The 14,618-nt window shown below is 45.5% G+C and carries 26 protein-coding genes and 1 pseudogene; 23 read left to right on the top strand and 4 right to left on the bottom strand.

The features are described from left to right. Positions 1-49 precede the first annotated feature (49 nt). The 5 genes from V3224_RS23370 (at position 50) to V3224_RS23350 (ending at position 3,368) form a co-directional block, all read left to right on the top strand. A complete protein-coding gene (locus tag V3224_RS23370) occupies positions 50-841 on the top strand; it encodes a BRO-N domain-containing protein (RefSeq protein ID WP_334473026.1) in 792 nt (263 codons plus the stop codon). Between the two features lie 248 nt (positions 842-1,089). Then, positions 1,090-1,314, top strand: coding sequence for a hypothetical protein (locus V3224_RS23365; protein WP_334473024.1), 225 nt, complete (start codon positions 1,090-1,092; stop codon positions 1,312-1,314). A 1-nt stretch (position 1,315) separates the two neighbouring features. After that, positions 1,316-1,543, top strand: a complete 228-nt coding sequence (locus V3224_RS23360) for a hypothetical protein (protein ID WP_334473023.1) — start codon at positions 1,316-1,318, stop codon at positions 1,541-1,543. A gap of 80 nt (positions 1,544-1,623) precedes the next feature. Next, the gene (locus V3224_RS23355) at positions 1,624-2,520 is read left to right on the top strand and encodes a replication protein (RefSeq protein ID WP_334473021.1); all 897 of its coding nucleotides are present in this window, start codon (positions 1,624-1,626) and stop codon (positions 2,518-2,520) included. Continuing rightward, positions 2,517-3,368, top strand: coding sequence for an ATP-binding protein (locus tag V3224_RS23350; protein ID WP_334473019.1), 852 nt, complete (start codon positions 2,517-2,519; stop codon positions 3,366-3,368). The genes V3224_RS23355 and V3224_RS23350 overlap by 4 nt, the downstream gene beginning before the upstream one ends. A 220-nt stretch (positions 3,369-3,588) precedes the next feature. Here the strand turns inward: V3224_RS23350 and V3224_RS23345 are convergent, their stop codons facing one another. Beyond that, complete coding sequence (locus V3224_RS23345; protein ID WP_334473017.1) at positions 3,589-3,975, bottom strand: type II toxin-antitoxin system VapC family toxin; 387 nt, start codon at positions 3,973-3,975, stop codon at positions 3,589-3,591. A gap of 11 nt (positions 3,976-3,986) precedes the next feature. Beyond that, complete coding sequence (gene vapB / locus V3224_RS23340; protein ID WP_334473015.1) at positions 3,987-4,223, bottom strand: type II toxin-antitoxin system VapB family antitoxin; 237 nt, start codon at positions 4,221-4,223, stop codon at positions 3,987-3,989. Between the two features lie 117 nt (positions 4,224-4,340). Here vapB and V3224_RS23335 point away from each other — a divergent pair, with 117 nt between their 5' ends. The 13 genes and pseudogenes from V3224_RS23335 to V3224_RS30290 form a co-directional block, all read left to right on the top strand. Continuing rightward, positions 4,341-4,580 (top strand): hypothetical protein, encoded by a 240-nt coding sequence (locus V3224_RS23335; RefSeq protein ID WP_334473014.1) that lies wholly within the window; start codon positions 4,341-4,343, stop codon positions 4,578-4,580. Positions 4,581-4,582: 2 nt separating this feature from the next. After that, positions 4,583-5,089, top strand: coding sequence for a phage N-6-adenine-methyltransferase (locus tag V3224_RS23330; protein WP_334473013.1), 507 nt, complete (start codon positions 4,583-4,585; stop codon positions 5,087-5,089). Between the two features lie 3 nt (positions 5,090-5,092). Then, positions 5,093-5,278 carry a hypothetical protein gene (locus tag V3224_RS23325; RefSeq protein WP_334473012.1) on the top strand — a complete coding sequence of 62 codons (186 nt, stop codon included), beginning with the start codon at positions 5,093-5,095 and terminating at the stop codon, positions 5,276-5,278. A gap of 4 nt (positions 5,279-5,282) precedes the next feature. After that, on the top strand, positions 5,283-5,660 hold the full coding sequence (locus V3224_RS23320) for a RusA family crossover junction endodeoxyribonuclease (protein WP_334473011.1): 378 nt from the start codon (positions 5,283-5,285) through the stop codon (positions 5,658-5,660). After that, positions 5,657-5,833 (top strand): ANR family transcriptional regulator, encoded by a 177-nt coding sequence (locus V3224_RS23315; RefSeq protein WP_334473010.1) that lies wholly within the window; start codon positions 5,657-5,659, stop codon positions 5,831-5,833. Before V3224_RS23320 ends, V3224_RS23315 begins: the two co-directional genes overlap by 4 nt. Positions 5,834-5,890: 57 nt before the next feature. Next, positions 5,891-6,082, top strand: a complete 192-nt coding sequence (locus tag V3224_RS23310; protein WP_015873861.1) for a phage holin family protein — start codon at positions 5,891-5,893, stop codon at positions 6,080-6,082. Then, complete coding sequence (locus V3224_RS23305; RefSeq protein ID WP_334473009.1) at positions 6,075-6,572, top strand: lysozyme; 498 nt, start codon at positions 6,075-6,077, stop codon at positions 6,570-6,572. Before V3224_RS23310 ends, V3224_RS23305 begins: the two co-directional genes overlap by 8 nt. 211 nt (positions 6,573-6,783) lie before the next feature. Continuing rightward, entirely contained in the window at positions 6,784-7,356 is a 573-nt protein-coding gene (locus V3224_RS23300; RefSeq protein ID WP_334473008.1) for a Rha family transcriptional regulator, read from the top strand. 46 nt (positions 7,357-7,402) lie between these two features. Next, complete coding sequence (locus V3224_RS23295) at positions 7,403-7,540, top strand: hypothetical protein (RefSeq protein ID WP_334473007.1); 138 nt, start codon at positions 7,403-7,405, stop codon at positions 7,538-7,540. 13 nt (positions 7,541-7,553) lie between these two features. Further along, positions 7,554-7,730, top strand: coding sequence for a hypothetical protein (locus V3224_RS23290; RefSeq protein WP_334473006.1), 177 nt, complete (start codon positions 7,554-7,556; stop codon positions 7,728-7,730). A gap of 41 nt (positions 7,731-7,771) precedes the next feature. Beyond that, entirely contained in the window at positions 7,772-8,185 is a 414-nt protein-coding gene (locus tag V3224_RS23285; protein WP_334473005.1) for a lysis protein, read from the top strand. A gap of 226 nt (positions 8,186-8,411) precedes the next feature. After that, positions 8,412-8,813, top strand: coding sequence for a hypothetical protein (locus V3224_RS23280; protein WP_334473003.1), 402 nt, complete (start codon positions 8,412-8,414; stop codon positions 8,811-8,813). A gap of 105 nt (positions 8,814-8,918) precedes the next feature. Next, positions 8,919-9,047, top strand: a pseudogene (locus tag V3224_RS30290) (hypothetical protein); the annotation flags it as partial. Between the two features lie 2 nt (positions 9,048-9,049). Here the strand turns inward: V3224_RS30290 and V3224_RS23275 are convergent. After that, complete coding sequence (locus V3224_RS23275; protein ID WP_334473002.1) at positions 9,050-9,172, bottom strand: hypothetical protein; 123 nt, start codon at positions 9,170-9,172, stop codon at positions 9,050-9,052. Between the two features lies 1 nt (position 9,173). Continuing rightward, entirely contained in the window at positions 9,174-9,677 is a 504-nt protein-coding gene (locus V3224_RS23270) for a hypothetical protein (protein WP_334473001.1), read from the bottom strand. 72 nt (positions 9,678-9,749) lie between these two features. Between V3224_RS23270 and V3224_RS23265 the strand changes: the two genes are divergently transcribed. The 5 genes from V3224_RS23265 to V3224_RS23245 all read left to right on the top strand — a co-directional run bounded on the left by V3224_RS23265 (position 9,750) and on the right by V3224_RS23245 (position 14,618). Beyond that, positions 9,750-10,088, top strand: a complete 339-nt coding sequence (locus V3224_RS23265) for an HNH endonuclease signature motif containing protein (protein WP_334473232.1) — start codon at positions 9,750-9,752, stop codon at positions 10,086-10,088. 162 nt (positions 10,089-10,250) lie between these two features. After that, positions 10,251-10,718, top strand: coding sequence for a phage terminase small subunit P27 family (locus V3224_RS23260; RefSeq protein WP_334473000.1), 468 nt, complete (start codon positions 10,251-10,253; stop codon positions 10,716-10,718). After that, positions 10,669-12,417, top strand: a complete 1,749-nt coding sequence (locus V3224_RS23255; protein WP_334472998.1) for a terminase large subunit — start codon at positions 10,669-10,671, stop codon at positions 12,415-12,417. The genes V3224_RS23260 and V3224_RS23255 overlap by 50 nt, the downstream gene beginning before the upstream one ends. Further along, a complete protein-coding gene (locus V3224_RS23250; RefSeq protein WP_334472997.1) occupies positions 12,417-13,745 on the top strand; it encodes a phage portal protein in 1,329 nt (442 codons plus the stop codon). Before V3224_RS23255 ends, V3224_RS23250 begins: the two co-directional genes overlap by 1 nt. Before the next feature lie 15 nt (positions 13,746-13,760). Then, positions 13,761-14,618 carry a head maturation protease, ClpP-related gene (locus V3224_RS23245; protein WP_334472996.1) on the top strand — a complete coding sequence of 286 codons (858 nt, stop codon included), beginning with the start codon at positions 13,761-13,763 and terminating at the stop codon, positions 14,616-14,618.

Raw genomic sequence — 14,618 nt, 5'->3', positions numbered from 1 at the left:
GCTCGGTAATAGACTTTTACGAAATTCATTTAATAGTGAAGAAATTATTATGACCAAAATCACCAAAACACAACTCATGCTCTTTAAGTCTGCTGATGCAGATATTGAATTACAAGGGACGCTTTACCAAGGAAAGCCTGTGTTCTTTGCGGTCGAACTGGCGAAGGCGCTGGGCTACACAAATCCTTCCAAAGCACTAGCTGATCACTGTAAGCATCTGATAAGGCTTGATTATAACGAATCGTTAGAATTGAATTTAGGTGTTTATCCCAAGGGCGTAGCACTTGCGCCAGAATCCGCTCTCTACCGGCTGATACTGAAAAGCAAACTTCCCTCTGCTGAACGTGTACAAGATTGGGTATGCGAAGAGGTGTTACCTGCATTACGCCAGCAGGGCAGCTACAGCATGAAAACAGTACACCGTGACGAAGGTAGCGGCTTACCGGAGTACCGTAAGGCACGAGCGATGCAAATCCAGATGGAGATAGCCGAAAAGACCTTCCAGTGGGCCACAGGTCTTTCCGACACCGCCCGTCAAGCCGTTATTGCTGGACTGATTAATCCTATAGCAGGCAGTGAAGTTATCCCTCTTCCTGTGCTTGAAGAGAAGAGCTATACCGCAACGCAAATTGGCAAGATGTTCAATGTTTCAGCGAACAAGATTGGCCGTATCGCCAATGACAACAATATGAAGACCCATTCATACGGTGAGTACTATCTGGACAAGTCACGCTATAGCACTAAACAGGTTGAATCCTTTCGTTATAACGATAAAGCGCTGAAAAAATTCAACGACATACTTATTGCTGAGCAGGAAGCAACGGCAAGCGAACTCGTTTGACGGCAAGAACAAAAATGAGCTATATTGTACCCAGCACCTTAACAAAACGGGTGCCGGGTTTGAACTCCCGAATTGTAGAGCGGATATAAGCCGCAGTATGCGGTTTTTTTACGTCCGTCATAACCAGCGTTGCGCTCCTATAATGGTGAGGCGTAGCGGGGGAGCCGTAAGGCTCGCCGGGTTCTCTACTACCGGTAGTTCAATCCCGTTACGTCTCGCCACCCTGCTTGAACTCAGGTTGGTGAGGTTTGAAAGAACTTAGTAGAGAGGCAACCGCTATGGTTACTACCCCAATCCAAACTCATCCTAAATTTACCGATACTTACTGGATTATTCCTCTAAATTCAGCTGTTCCCTACGGCAAAGTGTCATTCACGCATAGGGATTTCCGTACCTTCACCGCCCTATTCAAAGACAGCCGCCTTATCTGGGCTGGTCGTCAACCTGTACACGCTGGCATGGGAGGCAATTAACATGAGAATTGTTGATATCTCGCCTGCCCAACAGGAAAAAATAAAGCTGGAAATTAGCCACGAAAGTCATAGCAGATTAATTAGAGCAAGAGAAGTCGCCGCTAACATTTACAAGTACTTTGATGCGGATGAATGTTACAGCAAACCGAATCCTTGGCTCCCTGAAATAATGGATTACTTATGTGCGGATATCGATTGCATTTTACATGAAATTGATAAGTACAGCTGAACCATAAGTTATTCCACATCGATTTAAAATAATTATAGGAGTCTGCTATGACTAACGTTGCTTATGCGGATTTTGGCACTGTGAACGAGAACAAAGAGCCTCATGCTGCTGAATTGGAAGAAGGGTATGTAAAGTTAGCGAATACGCTTCTTGATGCCTTGTTAATGGCAAATATTACACTTCATCAACAAAAAGTAATGCTTGCGATTATTCGTAAAACTTACGGCTTTAATAAAAAAGTTGACCGTATCACTAATTCCCAGATAGCTAAAATAACAGGCATTCCAGAGACGCGGGTTTGTACTGCAAAAAACCAACTTCTGGCACGTAAATTTCTTTTTATGGATAGAAATTGCATAGGGGTTAACAAAGTTGTTTCTGAGTGGCAAAGTTTACCCGAAAAGGGTAATACCCAAAACAGGGAAAACTTACCCGAAAAGGGGAAGGAATCATTCCCTAAAAAAGGTAATACCCAAAAGGGGGAAACATTCCCCGAAACAGGGAATAAAACCTTCCCCAAAATGGGTAATAGCTCTTCCCCAAAACAGGGAAACACAAAAGACACTATTACAAAAGACAAAAAAGACAATATATATAAACCACCCCAAACCCCTCCTTCGGCAAAATCAAAATCGTTTGACCCAAGCTCGGCAGAACTTCCCACTTGGCTACCCAAACCAGTTTGGGATTCCTGGGTGCAGTACCGCAAGGAAATCAAAAAGCCGATCAAATCCCAGCAGACGGTGACTCAGGCTATCAAGCTGCTAGGCAAGTGCCGAGACAATGGGCATCAGCCGGAAGAGATTATCAACGCCAGTATCGCCAACGGTTGGCAAGGACTCTTCGAGCCTCAGCAGCTCGCACGAACCCAGCAGGCCAAGGCCCACTCTGTCGCAGATAGCTTTGCTGACAAGGACTATGGGGAACCGCGGCTACCCGATTGGGCGAGGGAGTGTTTGTCGAGGGAGGGTCTATGAACTACAACACAGAAATTACCGCCGTACGCCAAAAACTGGCAGACCTGAATGCGCCACCCAAGCCACTAGAGCACACGGTTTACGAGGAGAAGGAGGCCATCTGTGACAGGCACGGCTTATTCAAACAACGTTGCCGCAGGATGGCACTGCACGGCAAAGGGATTGAAACAAGAAGTGAATGCCCTGCTTGCCTGACCGAAAAATTAACCCAGTTGGAGCAAGCCGAAGCCGAGCAGGAAAAACACCGCAAGCGCTCAAAAATTAAAACGCTCATGGATAACCTGAACCTGCCGGAACGCTTTGCCAATGTGACCCTGGATAACTACGAGCCAGTGAATCCTGATGCGGCGCGTTGCTTAAAATTCTGCAATGCCTATGCCACCCATTGGCCTGAACGCCTTAAGCGTGGTGGCGGCTTGGTGATGTGCGGTAAGCCAGGAACCGGCAAGAATCACCTTGCCCTGTCGATTGCCAAGCACGTTATCAACGAACACCAAAATTCAGCGCTATTCACGACAGTTTTGCGAATTGCCCGCGAATTTAAATCAACCTGGAGCAAAAACGCAGAATGTTCAGAAGCTGATGTTATCAAGCGCTATACGCAACCTGACTTGCTCATCATCGACGAGGTAGGCGTTCAGTTTGGTAGCGAGGCGGAAAAAATGATCTTATTCGAGGTCATTAACACGCGCTACGAGAGCATGAAGCCAACGATAATCATCAGCAATCTGGCATTGAACGAACTGGCCGGATTTATCGGGGAGCGTGTTATCGACCGTATGAACGACGGGGGCGGTTGTACATTGACGTTCACGTGGGGAAGTTACCGTTCACGGATGGCTGCATAAATCGATTTTAAGCGGCCTAAAACTCTCTATAAGGAGTTTTCTCGATATAGGCAACCAACCCCTAGCGATTTTGAGTTTGAACGCCGTAGAGAGGCTTATAAGAGGTTTTGGCGTTGAGTGATACTCGGAAGTCGATTTTAAGGCGGCTAAGAAGCACGAGCGGCGTTTTCAGCATTAGATGCTATCAAAAAACCGCTATGGCTTGACAAATTGTTTGCGTCTATGTTATCCAATTTTCGATTTGAAGACCGGGATAAGCGATGAAATCACGTTCATTGTTAGTTACTAGTATGATGTTTAATGCAATAGCATGTGAAGCTATTAGCTTGTCTAGATGGTCTTTCTTCCGCTCTCTTGTGGCCATGCGAACTGCACCATAGGCACGAGCAGCATTGACATCAAATGGTATTACATTTATTAGTTTTACGAGTCGATTAAGGTTATTTTGCTCTCGTTCTTGATCTTTGGATACCGCTACTCCGTAGTCTAATTCAGCAAAGGTAATCGCCGACATAACAACATCGCCAACAAAGCAATTTGCGAAACGCTTTGCTACCTGTTTTGGCTGGTTTTTGATGAGGTAAATACACATGTTTGTATCCAGCATGTAGCGAGGCATCAGATGGTATCCCTGTCTACTTGTTCATGGGTGTCACGACCTTCAGACATAAAATCAGATGAGAAGTTAGCAAATATATCCATCACATTTTCTAGGGACTGACGAGCGGGCCGAATCCGGATTTCATCGCCAATGCGTTCGATTTCAAGCTCCATATCTGTATTTTCAAAAGCAAGCCCAGCAGGGATTCTGACGGCTTGTGAATTGCCATTTTTGAATATCTTTGTTGTTTGCATTCTTAATGCTCCATATGTGTACATGGATATACATTAACTCAACTCCAATAAAATGTACACACTAAAGTACATACCTATCTCTATTTAAAATTTTCACACAAATTATCAAATAAGACTATGACATATTTACGAAAAAGCTGGTTTCGATACGAAGCCATTAGCACACGACAAGCCAATAGGCTGGTTAAGCAATATACTGAGAAAGGATTTCATGTTGAAAAAACACTAAATATCGATAAAAAACTGTGGGATGTTTCGGTGAAACTTGAAGAAAGCCGTAAAAATAAACCCACGCCACGCTGCATGATTAACAAAGTCTGGAATTCTCCGTTATATAAAAATCCTACCGTGGTTTAAATATGCTAATCAGTAATACACCAAAGTCATTCAAAGACAGATGGCGAACACCTGTTGACGTTTTTAAAACACTGGATGCTGAATTTGGTTTTAAGCTGGATGTTGCTGCCGATGAAAGTAACGCGCTATGCAAAGAATTTTTAACTGAACAGCAAGACGCACTGAGATGCGATTGGAATAGCGACGGGGCCATTTTCTGCAATCCCCCCTATAGCAAGATTATGCCTTGGGTTAAGAAAGCCGCCGAACAATACCGAAGGCAGAATCAAACGATAGTGATGTTACTCCCTTCCGATACGTCTACGGCATGGTTTCAGGAAGCGATAAAAACCTCTCATGAAGCGCGATTTATCACCGAGGGGCGACTCTCATTTATCTCTGCCGAAACAGGCAAGGAAGGAAAGGCGGGCAACAGCAAGGGCAGCGTGTTGTTTATCTGGCGACCGTGGAGAAGGCTTGGGTGCAGAATGACATATGTCCAAAGAAAAAAACTATTAAAAAGAGCGTGAAGCATGAGTAACTATATCAACATTTTTATCCGGTTTTTATTTATTATTCCAACCCTCCCAGTCATTTTGTATCTTGGCGCACTACGGTATGTGAATGAGAATGCTAATAGCTGGGAAAGCAAAGCTGAGGACATAATTTCATCAATCCAAAAGTTTTTAGATAAATATTTCCCAGTAAGGTTTGAATGAAAACATGATAATCGAACTCCCTTTCCCGCCCAGCGTTAATACTTATTGGCGACATAATTCAAAACGCCCCTACTTAAGTGATAAAGCTAAAGCATTTAAAGCAACAACGGCAAAAATTGTCAATGAGATGCGCCAGAAATCCGGTCTTCAAAAATTTGAAGGTGAGGTCTCTGTATTGATGCAGCTCTATCTGCCGAACAAGATAAAGCGTGATGTGGACAATTACTCCAAAGGCGTACTCGATTCTTTAACTGGGGCGGATATTTGGGACGATGATAGCCAGGTTCGCGTGATGACGGTAAAGAAAATTGATGATAACGGCGGTACCAAGGGCGGGAAGTGTGTGGTGATTATTGATGAGTATTGTGAGGGATCATTATGACAGAATATAAAAAACTGACAGAAACAGCGAAAAATCTCGAGAAAATAGGCTTCTTCCGTCGCGCCGTAACACAATGGCGCAAGGCTGCATTTATAGCGGATTCAGAAAAAAAGCAGGAAGCTTGCATTGCCGCCATTAAGCGTTGCTCTGGCTATCCGAAGCGGTCATTTTAACCCCTTCACAGAAATATACCTTTATCACTCAAGCATTTTAAAATAAGCACATCTGTTATGAATAACATTGAAAAATACACAACGGGCACTGCCTATGGTGCCAGCGCGACGACGTTTCTATGCGGTGCGCTATCGCTTAGTGAATGGGCGCTGGTGACGGGTATTATCTGTTCAGTGCTGACTGTTGGACTGAACTGGTATTACCGACACAAGGAATATCGTTATCGAACGAGAAATCTTAATGAATAGCCAACTTAAAAAACGCCTTCTGGCGGCAACGGCAGGAGGTGTACTAGCACTGGCTGCCGTCCTGGTGCAGTGGCACGAAGGTAAGCGCTATAAACCTTATCGTGATAGTGGCGGTGTGCTCACCGTCTGTCACGGTCATACCGGAAAGGACGTTACGCTCGGGGAAATTTATAGCGAAGAAGAATGCAACGATTTGATGAAGCAGGATTTGCAGGTAGCACACTCTACCGTTGAACGTTATGTTACTGTGCCGCTCACCGATTTACAAAAAGCCGCCTTGACTTCATTTGTTTATAACATCGGCAGTGGAGCATTTACCAATTCAACGCTACTCAAAAAGTTGAATGCCGGAGATATTCAAGGCGCTTGTGACCAGATGCGACGATGGAAATACGATGAAGGAAAGCTATCAAACGGGCTAATTAAACGCCGGGAGGTAGAACGGGAACTTTGTTTAAATCCAAATGCACTAATCAATCCAACTCAATGAGCCTTGGTTATCGTTCAAGGCTTTTCTATACGCCCCGCTGCGTAAAGAATCACATCGAACCTGAACCATTTGAAATGAGCCTTTGAGGAAGTCGGTTAGTGCTGGCGAGCCTCGATGGACTGATTTCCTGTGCGGCAAAGGTTCATTTCAAAAGGAAAACGCAATGCAATATTCAAATGTTATAGTACTACCTGTATCAAGAAAACCTACCATGAGTAGCCTTGAAATGATCGACTACATTAACGCTGACCGTGCATCAAAAGCAAAAAGTGAAGGATTGGCGTTCCCTTGCAAGAAATACAGACAATTACAACACAGAAGCTTTTTAACAAAAGTACCGAAAGTGTTAGGCGAGCACTCAGCAAAATTTTTTGCTCAGTACAAAGACAGCACCGGTCGTGATCTTCCTTGCTACCGCTTCCCCAAGCGTGAAGCCTGTTTGATGGCTATGAGCTACAGTTACGAACTACAGGCCACCGTGTTCGACAGGATGACTGAGTTAGAAGGTGGTCAAGATATTAACCTTCTCGACTTGTCCGGTTTAACAGAACTCACCATTAAGCAGATGCAAGATCGGGTCGCACTGGCTGAAAAGTATTCTTTCACGGAGCACGGCCAAAAAGGTAGCAATCTGATGACGCTACGCCAGAAAGAGAAAAAATCAATTAAAAAAGCTGAACAACTGGTGAAAGACCTTATTCAATTCAAGCTCTGCGACTTGGGTGATTTTCCTGATATAGATGAGGAGAAAAAACCGCATGAAGAACTATATCGAATTCATTGAGAAACACGTAGTAACTGAACTCGTTAAGCAGGGGTACGAGCAATCAGTGGCACGAATTAGTGCAGACGTGGCACTAGAACATTATCGCCGTAATGCAGCTAGCGCAAAGGGTAAGATTTTTGCCGATTGCCTACATGTTGCCAAAGTCTGGGCTGGAAGGTATCAGCCTCAAATCAAAAGATAACGAGGAGTACTCCATGTGGATATTAATTTTTGCTATGTATGCAGCCCCTTTTGCAGAGACTGATTTTGCCTCAGTGAGTAGTCAGGAATTTTCATCAAAAGAGCGGTGCGAAAAAGCGAAAGCCATATTTGAGTTAAATTTTGAAACCGCAAGGGCGATTAACGGTATAGCGTATTGTGTAGAAAAATGAACTGGAAAATTCCTCTTATTATCGCTTTGCTACTGACCTCAATGCTAGGCGCAACCCTGTATTACCGGACACTGTATTATGATGCTGAGAAAGCACGAAAGATTGCTGTATCGGATAGGGAAAAACAGCAAGTTGCATTTGAGCAGTTAAACCATCAAATGCAGACCATCTCAGCGTTGGATGCCAGACACACTAAGGAATTAGCCGATGTGCAAGCTAAGAATGATGATTTGCGTCGTAAGCTTAATAGCGGCGGGCGGGTGCTCGTCAAAGGTAACTGTCCAATCAGTACTACCAGCCCCAGCAGCCTGGGCCATGCAGGAACCATCGAACTCTCTTCAATTGCTGGACGAAACGTTCTCGATATTAGATCTGGAATCATCAGCGACCAAGCAAAAATAAAATACCTTCAGGATTACATAAGGCGAATTATTGATGAGACTAATAAGAAATAATTTATTGGCGGGAGAGGTATTTGAGCGTTTAACAGTGGTTTGCTCCGCAGGTAAAAATAAGCATAATCAACAAATGTGGCTGTGTCTCTGCGAGTGTGGTAACGAAACTGTTGTCCGACACAGTAATCTCACTAGTGGTAATACTCGTTCTTGTGGATGCCTAAAGATAAAACACGGACATGCTCGAGCCGGAAAGAAAACTCCTGAATATTTCACCTGGGAAGACATGAAAAGCCGCTGCTGCAACCCCGAAAATGTCAATTACCCTTCTTATGGTGGCAGAGGGATAATGATTGATGAGAGGTGGCTTCAATTTGAGAATTTTTTATCTGATATGGGGCGCAGGCCATATGGTACAACCATTGAGAGAATAGATAATAACCAAGGATATGGTCCTGCCAACTGCCGATGGGCCACGGCGCATGAGCAAGCAAGGAACAAGCGAACAAATAGATTTATCACTGCCTTTGGTAAAACCCTTTGTTTTAAAGATACGGCAAAAATGTACGGATTAAGCATGGGGTGCCTAGCAGCAAGATTAAGAGTAATGGAACCAGAAGATGCGCTAACTAAGCATCTTGCAATACGCAGAGTACGGAAGCCCGACAATGTTCGGGCTTTTTGTTGATTTCATCCTCCGACATAGAATTGAGATTGCCGAGCAGCAAATAAACGGCTTGCAAGACTATGTGCGGCAAGTCGTCTTGTCTCATCAACAGGAAGCGAAGAATGAATGAACTGGATTGATTGTTGTATACGTATGCCAGAGATAAACAATAAAGTACTTATTTATCGCAAGGATAGAAAAGAATGTCTGGTCGGTATTTATCTTGGTAATTACCACTTTCACCATGCAGATTGTTGTCAAGGTATCCAGAAAACGTGCACAGCCAGCCATTGGATGCCGTTACCTGAGACGCCAAGTGAATAAATCACAAAAGCGTTCATAATGGTGCTTAGCTTTTTAATAATTGGATACCATTTCATATTAGAGACCTATCTCTCTTTTTTGCATCTCGTAATTATTTTTACAGGAGGGACAATGAGAATTACAATAGGCCTTCAGGTCTGGTTGAAGTATAGATATTATCTTCTTTGTGAAGCAATATGGGCAAAGATGCACACTTACTTCCGCATCATTCACAGTTTGCTTTTTAGAATAAACAAATGTACCTGTTTCAAGTTGATTCAAAATATAACCTTCAGCCTCGCGTGCAAAGTTTTCAAACTCGGTAATTTTTGCTTTGAGATGCGCTATTTGTTCTTTTTGCGATTGGATCACCTCACCGAGACCTAAGCAGTCAGATTGAAGATTAAAAAGTTTTCCTTGTAGTTCAAAAGTGGTTGCTTTAACGTCCGCATCAGTTTTAGCTTCACTTATGGTTTTCGCAAGACTAATAGTTTCTTTAAGAGCGACCATAGCCGCAGAGAATTCAGTTATCACTTTGATTATTCCTTTTGTTGTTGGGATATAACAGATGCCATCCTGCATGAAACATCAACACGGATGATGGAATATGCCCAGCCAAATTCCTAGACCTTCCTCTAAAACATGGCTGTCCTTATGAAGAAAACCCAACTGTACAATTCTCGCTGGGATAAAGCGCGGCGGGCATTTCTTGCCAAACATCCTTTATGTGCCATGTGTCAAGCCAATAATTTCATCAATCCGGCAACCGTGGTTGATCATATCATACCGCATCGTCTGCGCGTGGCTAAGACGACAGAAGAATTGAAGATAGCCCAAAAACTATTCTGGGATGAAAAGAACTGGCAACCACTCTGTGTTCAGCATCACAACACAACCAAGCAACGGATGGAAAAAGGTAACAAGGGCTTTGGCTGTGATGAAAACGGGATGCCGAGTAATCCCAATAGTCACTGGTATCAACAGAATAAATAGGGAGGGTGGGTTAAAAGTTCCAGTAAATAAAGCTTACTGACCTGAGGGCCCCCTCTGTACGCACAGTCGCGAAATGAAAACTTTTTTTGATCGCGCCTTATCTTATTGAAAATAAATATATTTTAAAATTGATGGTTTTATTTAACAAAAAAGGACGTATTTATGGCAGGAAGACGACCTAAACCGACTGCCTGTAAAATAATCGCCGGTAATCCGGGTAGACGACCGCTCAATAGCGCAGAGCCTACCCCACCATCCTATTCAGCCCCTCCCCCAAAACACTTATCCAATACGGCAAAAAAAACCTGGGAACGGCTAACACTGCTGCTAAATGGCATGGGCGTATTAACGATCGCCGATGCTTTTGCGCTGGAAAGGCTGTGTGATATTTACGCTGAGATCCTGCGGTATCGCACCTTGATAGAGACCAACGGTGAAACGTTTGAGGTGCATTCTCAAAACGGCGTATTAATCAAGGCGAATCCCGCCGTTTCGATGCTGTCAGATGCCGATAAACGCTTTAAAAGCTATCTGGTTGAATTTGGCTTAACACCCGCGGCAAGAACCAAGGTGAGGACACATGACAAAGAAAAAGACCCCGAAGAACTCGACGAATTCTTCGCTCACTGATTTAGCTACCGACTATGCCACCTTGGTGGTTTCAGGTCAGGAGCTTGCTGGCCCCGATATTCGTCATGCCTGTCAACGTCACTTGCGGGATTTATCGACGGGTAATACGCGGGGTCTGTTGTGGGATGTCGGATCCGCACAGCGTGCCATCCGTTTTTTTTCCAACGTATTGAAATTGAACGGCGGTATCTATGAAGGCAAACCGTTTAATTTACTCCCCTGGCAGTGTTTTATCGTTGGCTCCCTTTTTGGCTGGCGAAACAACGAAGGACAACGCCGTTTTCGTATGGCCTACGTTGAAGCCGGAAAAGGATCAGGAAAATCGCCGCTGGCGGCGGGGATAGGGCTATATTGCCTGGTTGCCGATAATGAAGCGCGAGCCGAAGTCTACGCCGCTGCCACCAAAAAAGACCAGGCGATGATCCTGTTTCGTGACGCCGTCGCGATGGTAGACCAATCGCCAAAGCTGGCCGAACGTATCCAGAAATCCGGTGGGGCGGGTAAGGAATGGAATCTGGCATTCTTACAAGCCCGTGCTTTTTTTCGGCCTATCAGTGCCGATGATGGGCAATCCGGCCCGCGTCCTCACTGTGCCTTGATTGACGAAATTCACGAACACAAAAGTAATCAGGTCGTTGAAATGATGCGGGCAGGCACAAAAGGCCGCCAACAGGCATTGATTTTCATGATCACCAATAGCGGCCACAACAAAACCAGTGTGTGTTACGACTATCACGAATACGGACGTAAAGTGGCAGAGGGCAGCATTGAAGATGATAGCTTTTTCGCATTTATCTGTTCGCTGGACGAAGGCGATGACCCCTTTAAAGATAGCGGTTGTTGGAAAAAAGCGAATCCCTCATTAGGGCATACGTTCAGCGAACGCTATTTACAGGAGCAAGTCACGCAAGCCCGTGGGATGCCCGCCAAAGAGAGCCTGGTTCGTCGTCTCAATTTCTGTCAGTGGGTCGATGCTGAGAATCCCTGGATTAATAGTGATAGCTGGATAGCGTGTGAGGAGACCTCGCTGGATTTAGCGGCGCTGGCAAACTCCCCCTGCTACGGTGGCCTGGATTTATCCGGCAAGCAGGATTTAACGGCGCTGGCGCTTTATTGGCCGGAAGAAAAAGTGGCTTATGTCGAGTTCTGGACACCGAAAGACACCTTACTGGAGCGTGCCAGGGTCGACAGAGTGCCTTACGATGCCTGGTTGCGAGCGGGTTATCTTAACGCCCCGCCAGGGAATGCGATTAATCTGAGCTTTGTTGCCCAACGGATAGCCGAATTATCCGCACGCTATACCCTCAATCGTATTGCCTACGATGCGTATCATATTGATTATTTACGGCCAGAACTGGAAAACGAAGGGGTGAATACGCTATTAACGCCGCACGGACAAGGCTTCGGCAAATCAAAACAATCCAGACTTTGGATGCCGCGATCCATTGAATTGTTTGAGCAGCATCTTCTCGGTGGCGAATTACGTATTGATTTCAACCCCTGTCTACGCTGGAACGCCGCGAATACGGTTATTGAAGAAGATAAAAACGGCAATCGTGTTTTTAGCAAACGCCGTAGCAACGGACGTATTGACGGTGTGGTAGCACTGGCGATGGCCATCGGGGCCGCCGAGGTTGTTGAGGAAGAAAGCGGCGATCTGGATGGCTTTTTAACCAATCCGATTATGGTAGGACTGTAGTGAAAAAACATCAATCTCCGGGTAAAATTAAAAGCGCGGTGCTCAACTGGCTAGGGGTGCCACAGAATTTAACGGATACGCTGTCATCGTTTCATGACTATAGCCAGAGTAAGAGCGGACAAGTGGTGACAACGGATAAAGCCCTGCAACTTTCTGCGGTTTGGGCTTGTGTGCGTCTGCTGAGTGAATCGATATCCACGTTACCGCTCAAACTCTATCACCGTGAGTCGGATGGTTCACGCAGCCTCGCACAGCAACACCCTGCTTATCCTGTCCTGTGTCGTCGTCCCAACCTGGAAATGACACCGTCGCGTTTTATCCAAATGATTGTTGCCAGCTTGTGTTTACGCGGTAATGCCTTTGTTGAAAAAAAGAAGGTCGGTCAGCGTCTGGTCTCCCTCGTCCCACTATTACCCCAAAATATCATTGTTAAACGGCGTGATAACGGGCGACTGGAATACCATTATACCCACGACAGCAAGCCCGGTTATTCCTCATTAAAACCGCGAGTGATTGCAGATAATGACATGATGCACATACGGGGGTTCGGATTAGACGGCATTTGCGGCATGATGCCGTTAAAAACCGGTCGTGAGGTATTTGGCTCCGCGATGTCACTCGAAACAACGGCAGCGCGGTATTTCCAGAAAGGCATGTCGGCATCCGGTTTTGTCACTTTCGACAAATTACTCAGCAAGGAGCAACGAGAAACGTTTAATAAAGAACTTGAACGATTTTCAGGGTCAGAAAATACCGGCAAAGTGATGCTGCTGGAAGCTGGAATGAAATTTAATGGTATCACCCTCGATCCACAAACCTCGCAAATGCTGGAAAGCCGCGATCATAGCGTCGAAGAAATCTGCCGCTGGTGTCGCGTTCCGCCGTTTATGGTCGGTCATATTACAAAACAAAGCAGTTGGGCTTCGAGCGTGGAAGGGATGAACCTGATTTTCCTGACCAATACCTTACGGCCCTTACTGGTCAATATTGAACAGGAAATCGCCCGCTGTCTGCTGGATAATGACGAGGATTATTTTGCGGAATTTTCTGTTGAAGGACTGCTCAGAACCGACAGTAGTGGTAGAGCGGCTTATTACACGACCGCGCTACAAAATGGCTGGATGAATCGCAATGATGTGCGGAGACTGGAAAATCTGCCGCCGATTGATGGCGGAGACCTGTATACCGTTCAGTTGAACCTGACGCCCCTCAATCAACTGGGGCAGGAAAATGACGGCGAAAAAGCACGAGCCGCGCTAAGTGCTTGGTTATTCCCTGAAAAAAACCCTTCTCATCACCCGACTGGCAACCAGCAAGAAACAGAATAACTGGAGTTTTTCCCGATGAAAAAAAATGCACTTCCGGGATTACCGGCGGTTTTTCCCTGTCCAAAAATGACCAGTGAAATTTCACCGTCAGCATTGGAAAAATGGAACAGCAGCATCAGGGCATCAAGCCAGGATGATAATACGCTATCGATATTTGAGACGATTGGGCAGGATTGGGCAGGCGAAGGGATCACCGCTAAACGGATTGGCGCAATATTGCGTTCACTGGAAGGTCAAGATGTCACCGTCAATATCAATTCGCCGGGTGGCGATCTGTTTGAAGGGCTGACTATCTTCAATCAACTCCGTGAATATGCGGGCAAAGTGACCGTAAAAATATTGGGATTAGCGGCTTCTGCGGCTTCAATCATTGCCATGTCAGGCGATGAGATACAAATCGGGCGCAGTGCTTTTCTGATGATCCACAACACCTGGGGTATGGCCGTCGGTAATCGCCATGACTTTGCCGACATTGCCGAAAAAATGACCCCCTTTGATTTTGCCATGCGGGATATTTACGTCGCCAGAACCGGGATGGATGAAAAAACGATCACCGCGATGATGGATAGTGAAACCTGGATTAATGGCGGCGAAGCGGTGGAGAAAGGGTTTGCGGATGCCTTCCTGCCCGCTGATAGCACACAACAGGATAACGATTCGCCTACCACCGCACTGAGAAAACTGGATGCTCTGTTGGCGAAAACCAATACACCTCGCGCTGAACGGCGACGATTATTTAAAGCTTTACGGGGTGATATGCCGAGCGCTATCACGCCCTATCACGGTACGCTGTCCGCTACCCCTGATGTTTCTTCCGAGACCGTGACACAACTGGATAATGCCTTGCGTCGTCTGGTGTCGATACCCCATTAA

The organism is Arsenophonus sp. PmNCSU2021_1 (genome assembly GCF_036919435.1).
In the GTDB taxonomy this organism is placed as follows: Bacteria; Pseudomonadota; Gammaproteobacteria; order Enterobacterales; family Enterobacteriaceae; genus Arsenophonus; species Arsenophonus nilaparvatae.
This window is presented reverse-complemented; position numbering and strand designations above follow the sequence as displayed.

Excerpts from the sequence above, each read along its gene's own strand:
- V3224_RS23370 (WP_334473026.1), top strand. The coding sequence starts at position 50 with ATGACCAAAATCACCAAAACACAACTCATGCTCTTTAAGTCTGCTGAT.
- V3224_RS23360 (WP_334473023.1), top strand. The coding sequence starts at position 1,316 with ATGAGAATTGTTGATATCTCGCCTGCCCAACAGGAAAAAATAAAGCTG.
- V3224_RS23350 (WP_334473019.1), top strand. The coding sequence starts at position 2,517 with ATGAACTACAACACAGAAATTACCGCCGTACGCCAAAAACTGGCAGAC.
- V3224_RS23345 (WP_334473017.1), bottom strand. The coding sequence starts at position 3,975 with ATGCTGGATACAAACATGTGTATTTACCTCATCAAAAACCAGCCAAAA.
- vapB (WP_334473015.1), bottom strand. The coding sequence starts at position 4,223 with ATGCAAACAACAAAGATATTCAAAAATGGCAATTCACAAGCCGTCAGA.
- V3224_RS23335 (WP_334473014.1), top strand. The coding sequence starts at position 4,341 with ATGACATATTTACGAAAAAGCTGGTTTCGATACGAAGCCATTAGCACA.
- V3224_RS23330 (WP_334473013.1), top strand. The coding sequence starts at position 4,583 with ATGCTAATCAGTAATACACCAAAGTCATTCAAAGACAGATGGCGAACA.
- V3224_RS23325 (WP_334473012.1), top strand. The coding sequence starts at position 5,093 with ATGAGTAACTATATCAACATTTTTATCCGGTTTTTATTTATTATTCCA.
- V3224_RS23320 (WP_334473011.1), top strand. The coding sequence starts at position 5,283 with ATGATAATCGAACTCCCTTTCCCGCCCAGCGTTAATACTTATTGGCGA.
- V3224_RS23315 (WP_334473010.1), top strand. The coding sequence starts at position 5,657 with ATGACAGAATATAAAAAACTGACAGAAACAGCGAAAAATCTCGAGAAA.
- V3224_RS23310 (WP_015873861.1), top strand. The coding sequence starts at position 5,891 with ATGAATAACATTGAAAAATACACAACGGGCACTGCCTATGGTGCCAGC.
- V3224_RS23305 (WP_334473009.1), top strand. The coding sequence starts at position 6,075 with ATGAATAGCCAACTTAAAAAACGCCTTCTGGCGGCAACGGCAGGAGGT.
- V3224_RS23300 (WP_334473008.1), top strand. The coding sequence starts at position 6,784 with ATGAGTAGCCTTGAAATGATCGACTACATTAACGCTGACCGTGCATCA.
- V3224_RS23290 (WP_334473006.1), top strand. The coding sequence starts at position 7,554 with ATGTGGATATTAATTTTTGCTATGTATGCAGCCCCTTTTGCAGAGACT.
- V3224_RS23285 (WP_334473005.1), top strand. The coding sequence starts at position 7,772 with ATGCTAGGCGCAACCCTGTATTACCGGACACTGTATTATGATGCTGAG.
- V3224_RS23280 (WP_334473003.1), top strand. The coding sequence starts at position 8,412 with ATGAAAAGCCGCTGCTGCAACCCCGAAAATGTCAATTACCCTTCTTAT.
- V3224_RS23275 (WP_334473002.1), bottom strand. The coding sequence starts at position 9,172 with ATGAAATGGTATCCAATTATTAAAAAGCTAAGCACCATTATGAACGCT.
- V3224_RS23270 (WP_334473001.1), bottom strand. The coding sequence starts at position 9,677 with ATGCAGGATGGCATCTGTTATATCCCAACAACAAAAGGAATAATCAAA.
- V3224_RS23265 (WP_334473232.1), top strand. The coding sequence starts at position 9,750 with ATGAAGAAAACCCAACTGTACAATTCTCGCTGGGATAAAGCGCGGCGG.
- V3224_RS23260 (WP_334473000.1), top strand. The coding sequence starts at position 10,251 with ATGGCAGGAAGACGACCTAAACCGACTGCCTGTAAAATAATCGCCGGT.
- V3224_RS23255 (WP_334472998.1), top strand. The coding sequence starts at position 10,669 with ATGACAAAGAAAAAGACCCCGAAGAACTCGACGAATTCTTCGCTCACT.
- V3224_RS23245 (WP_334472996.1), top strand. The coding sequence starts at position 13,761 with ATGAAAAAAAATGCACTTCCGGGATTACCGGCGGTTTTTCCCTGTCCA.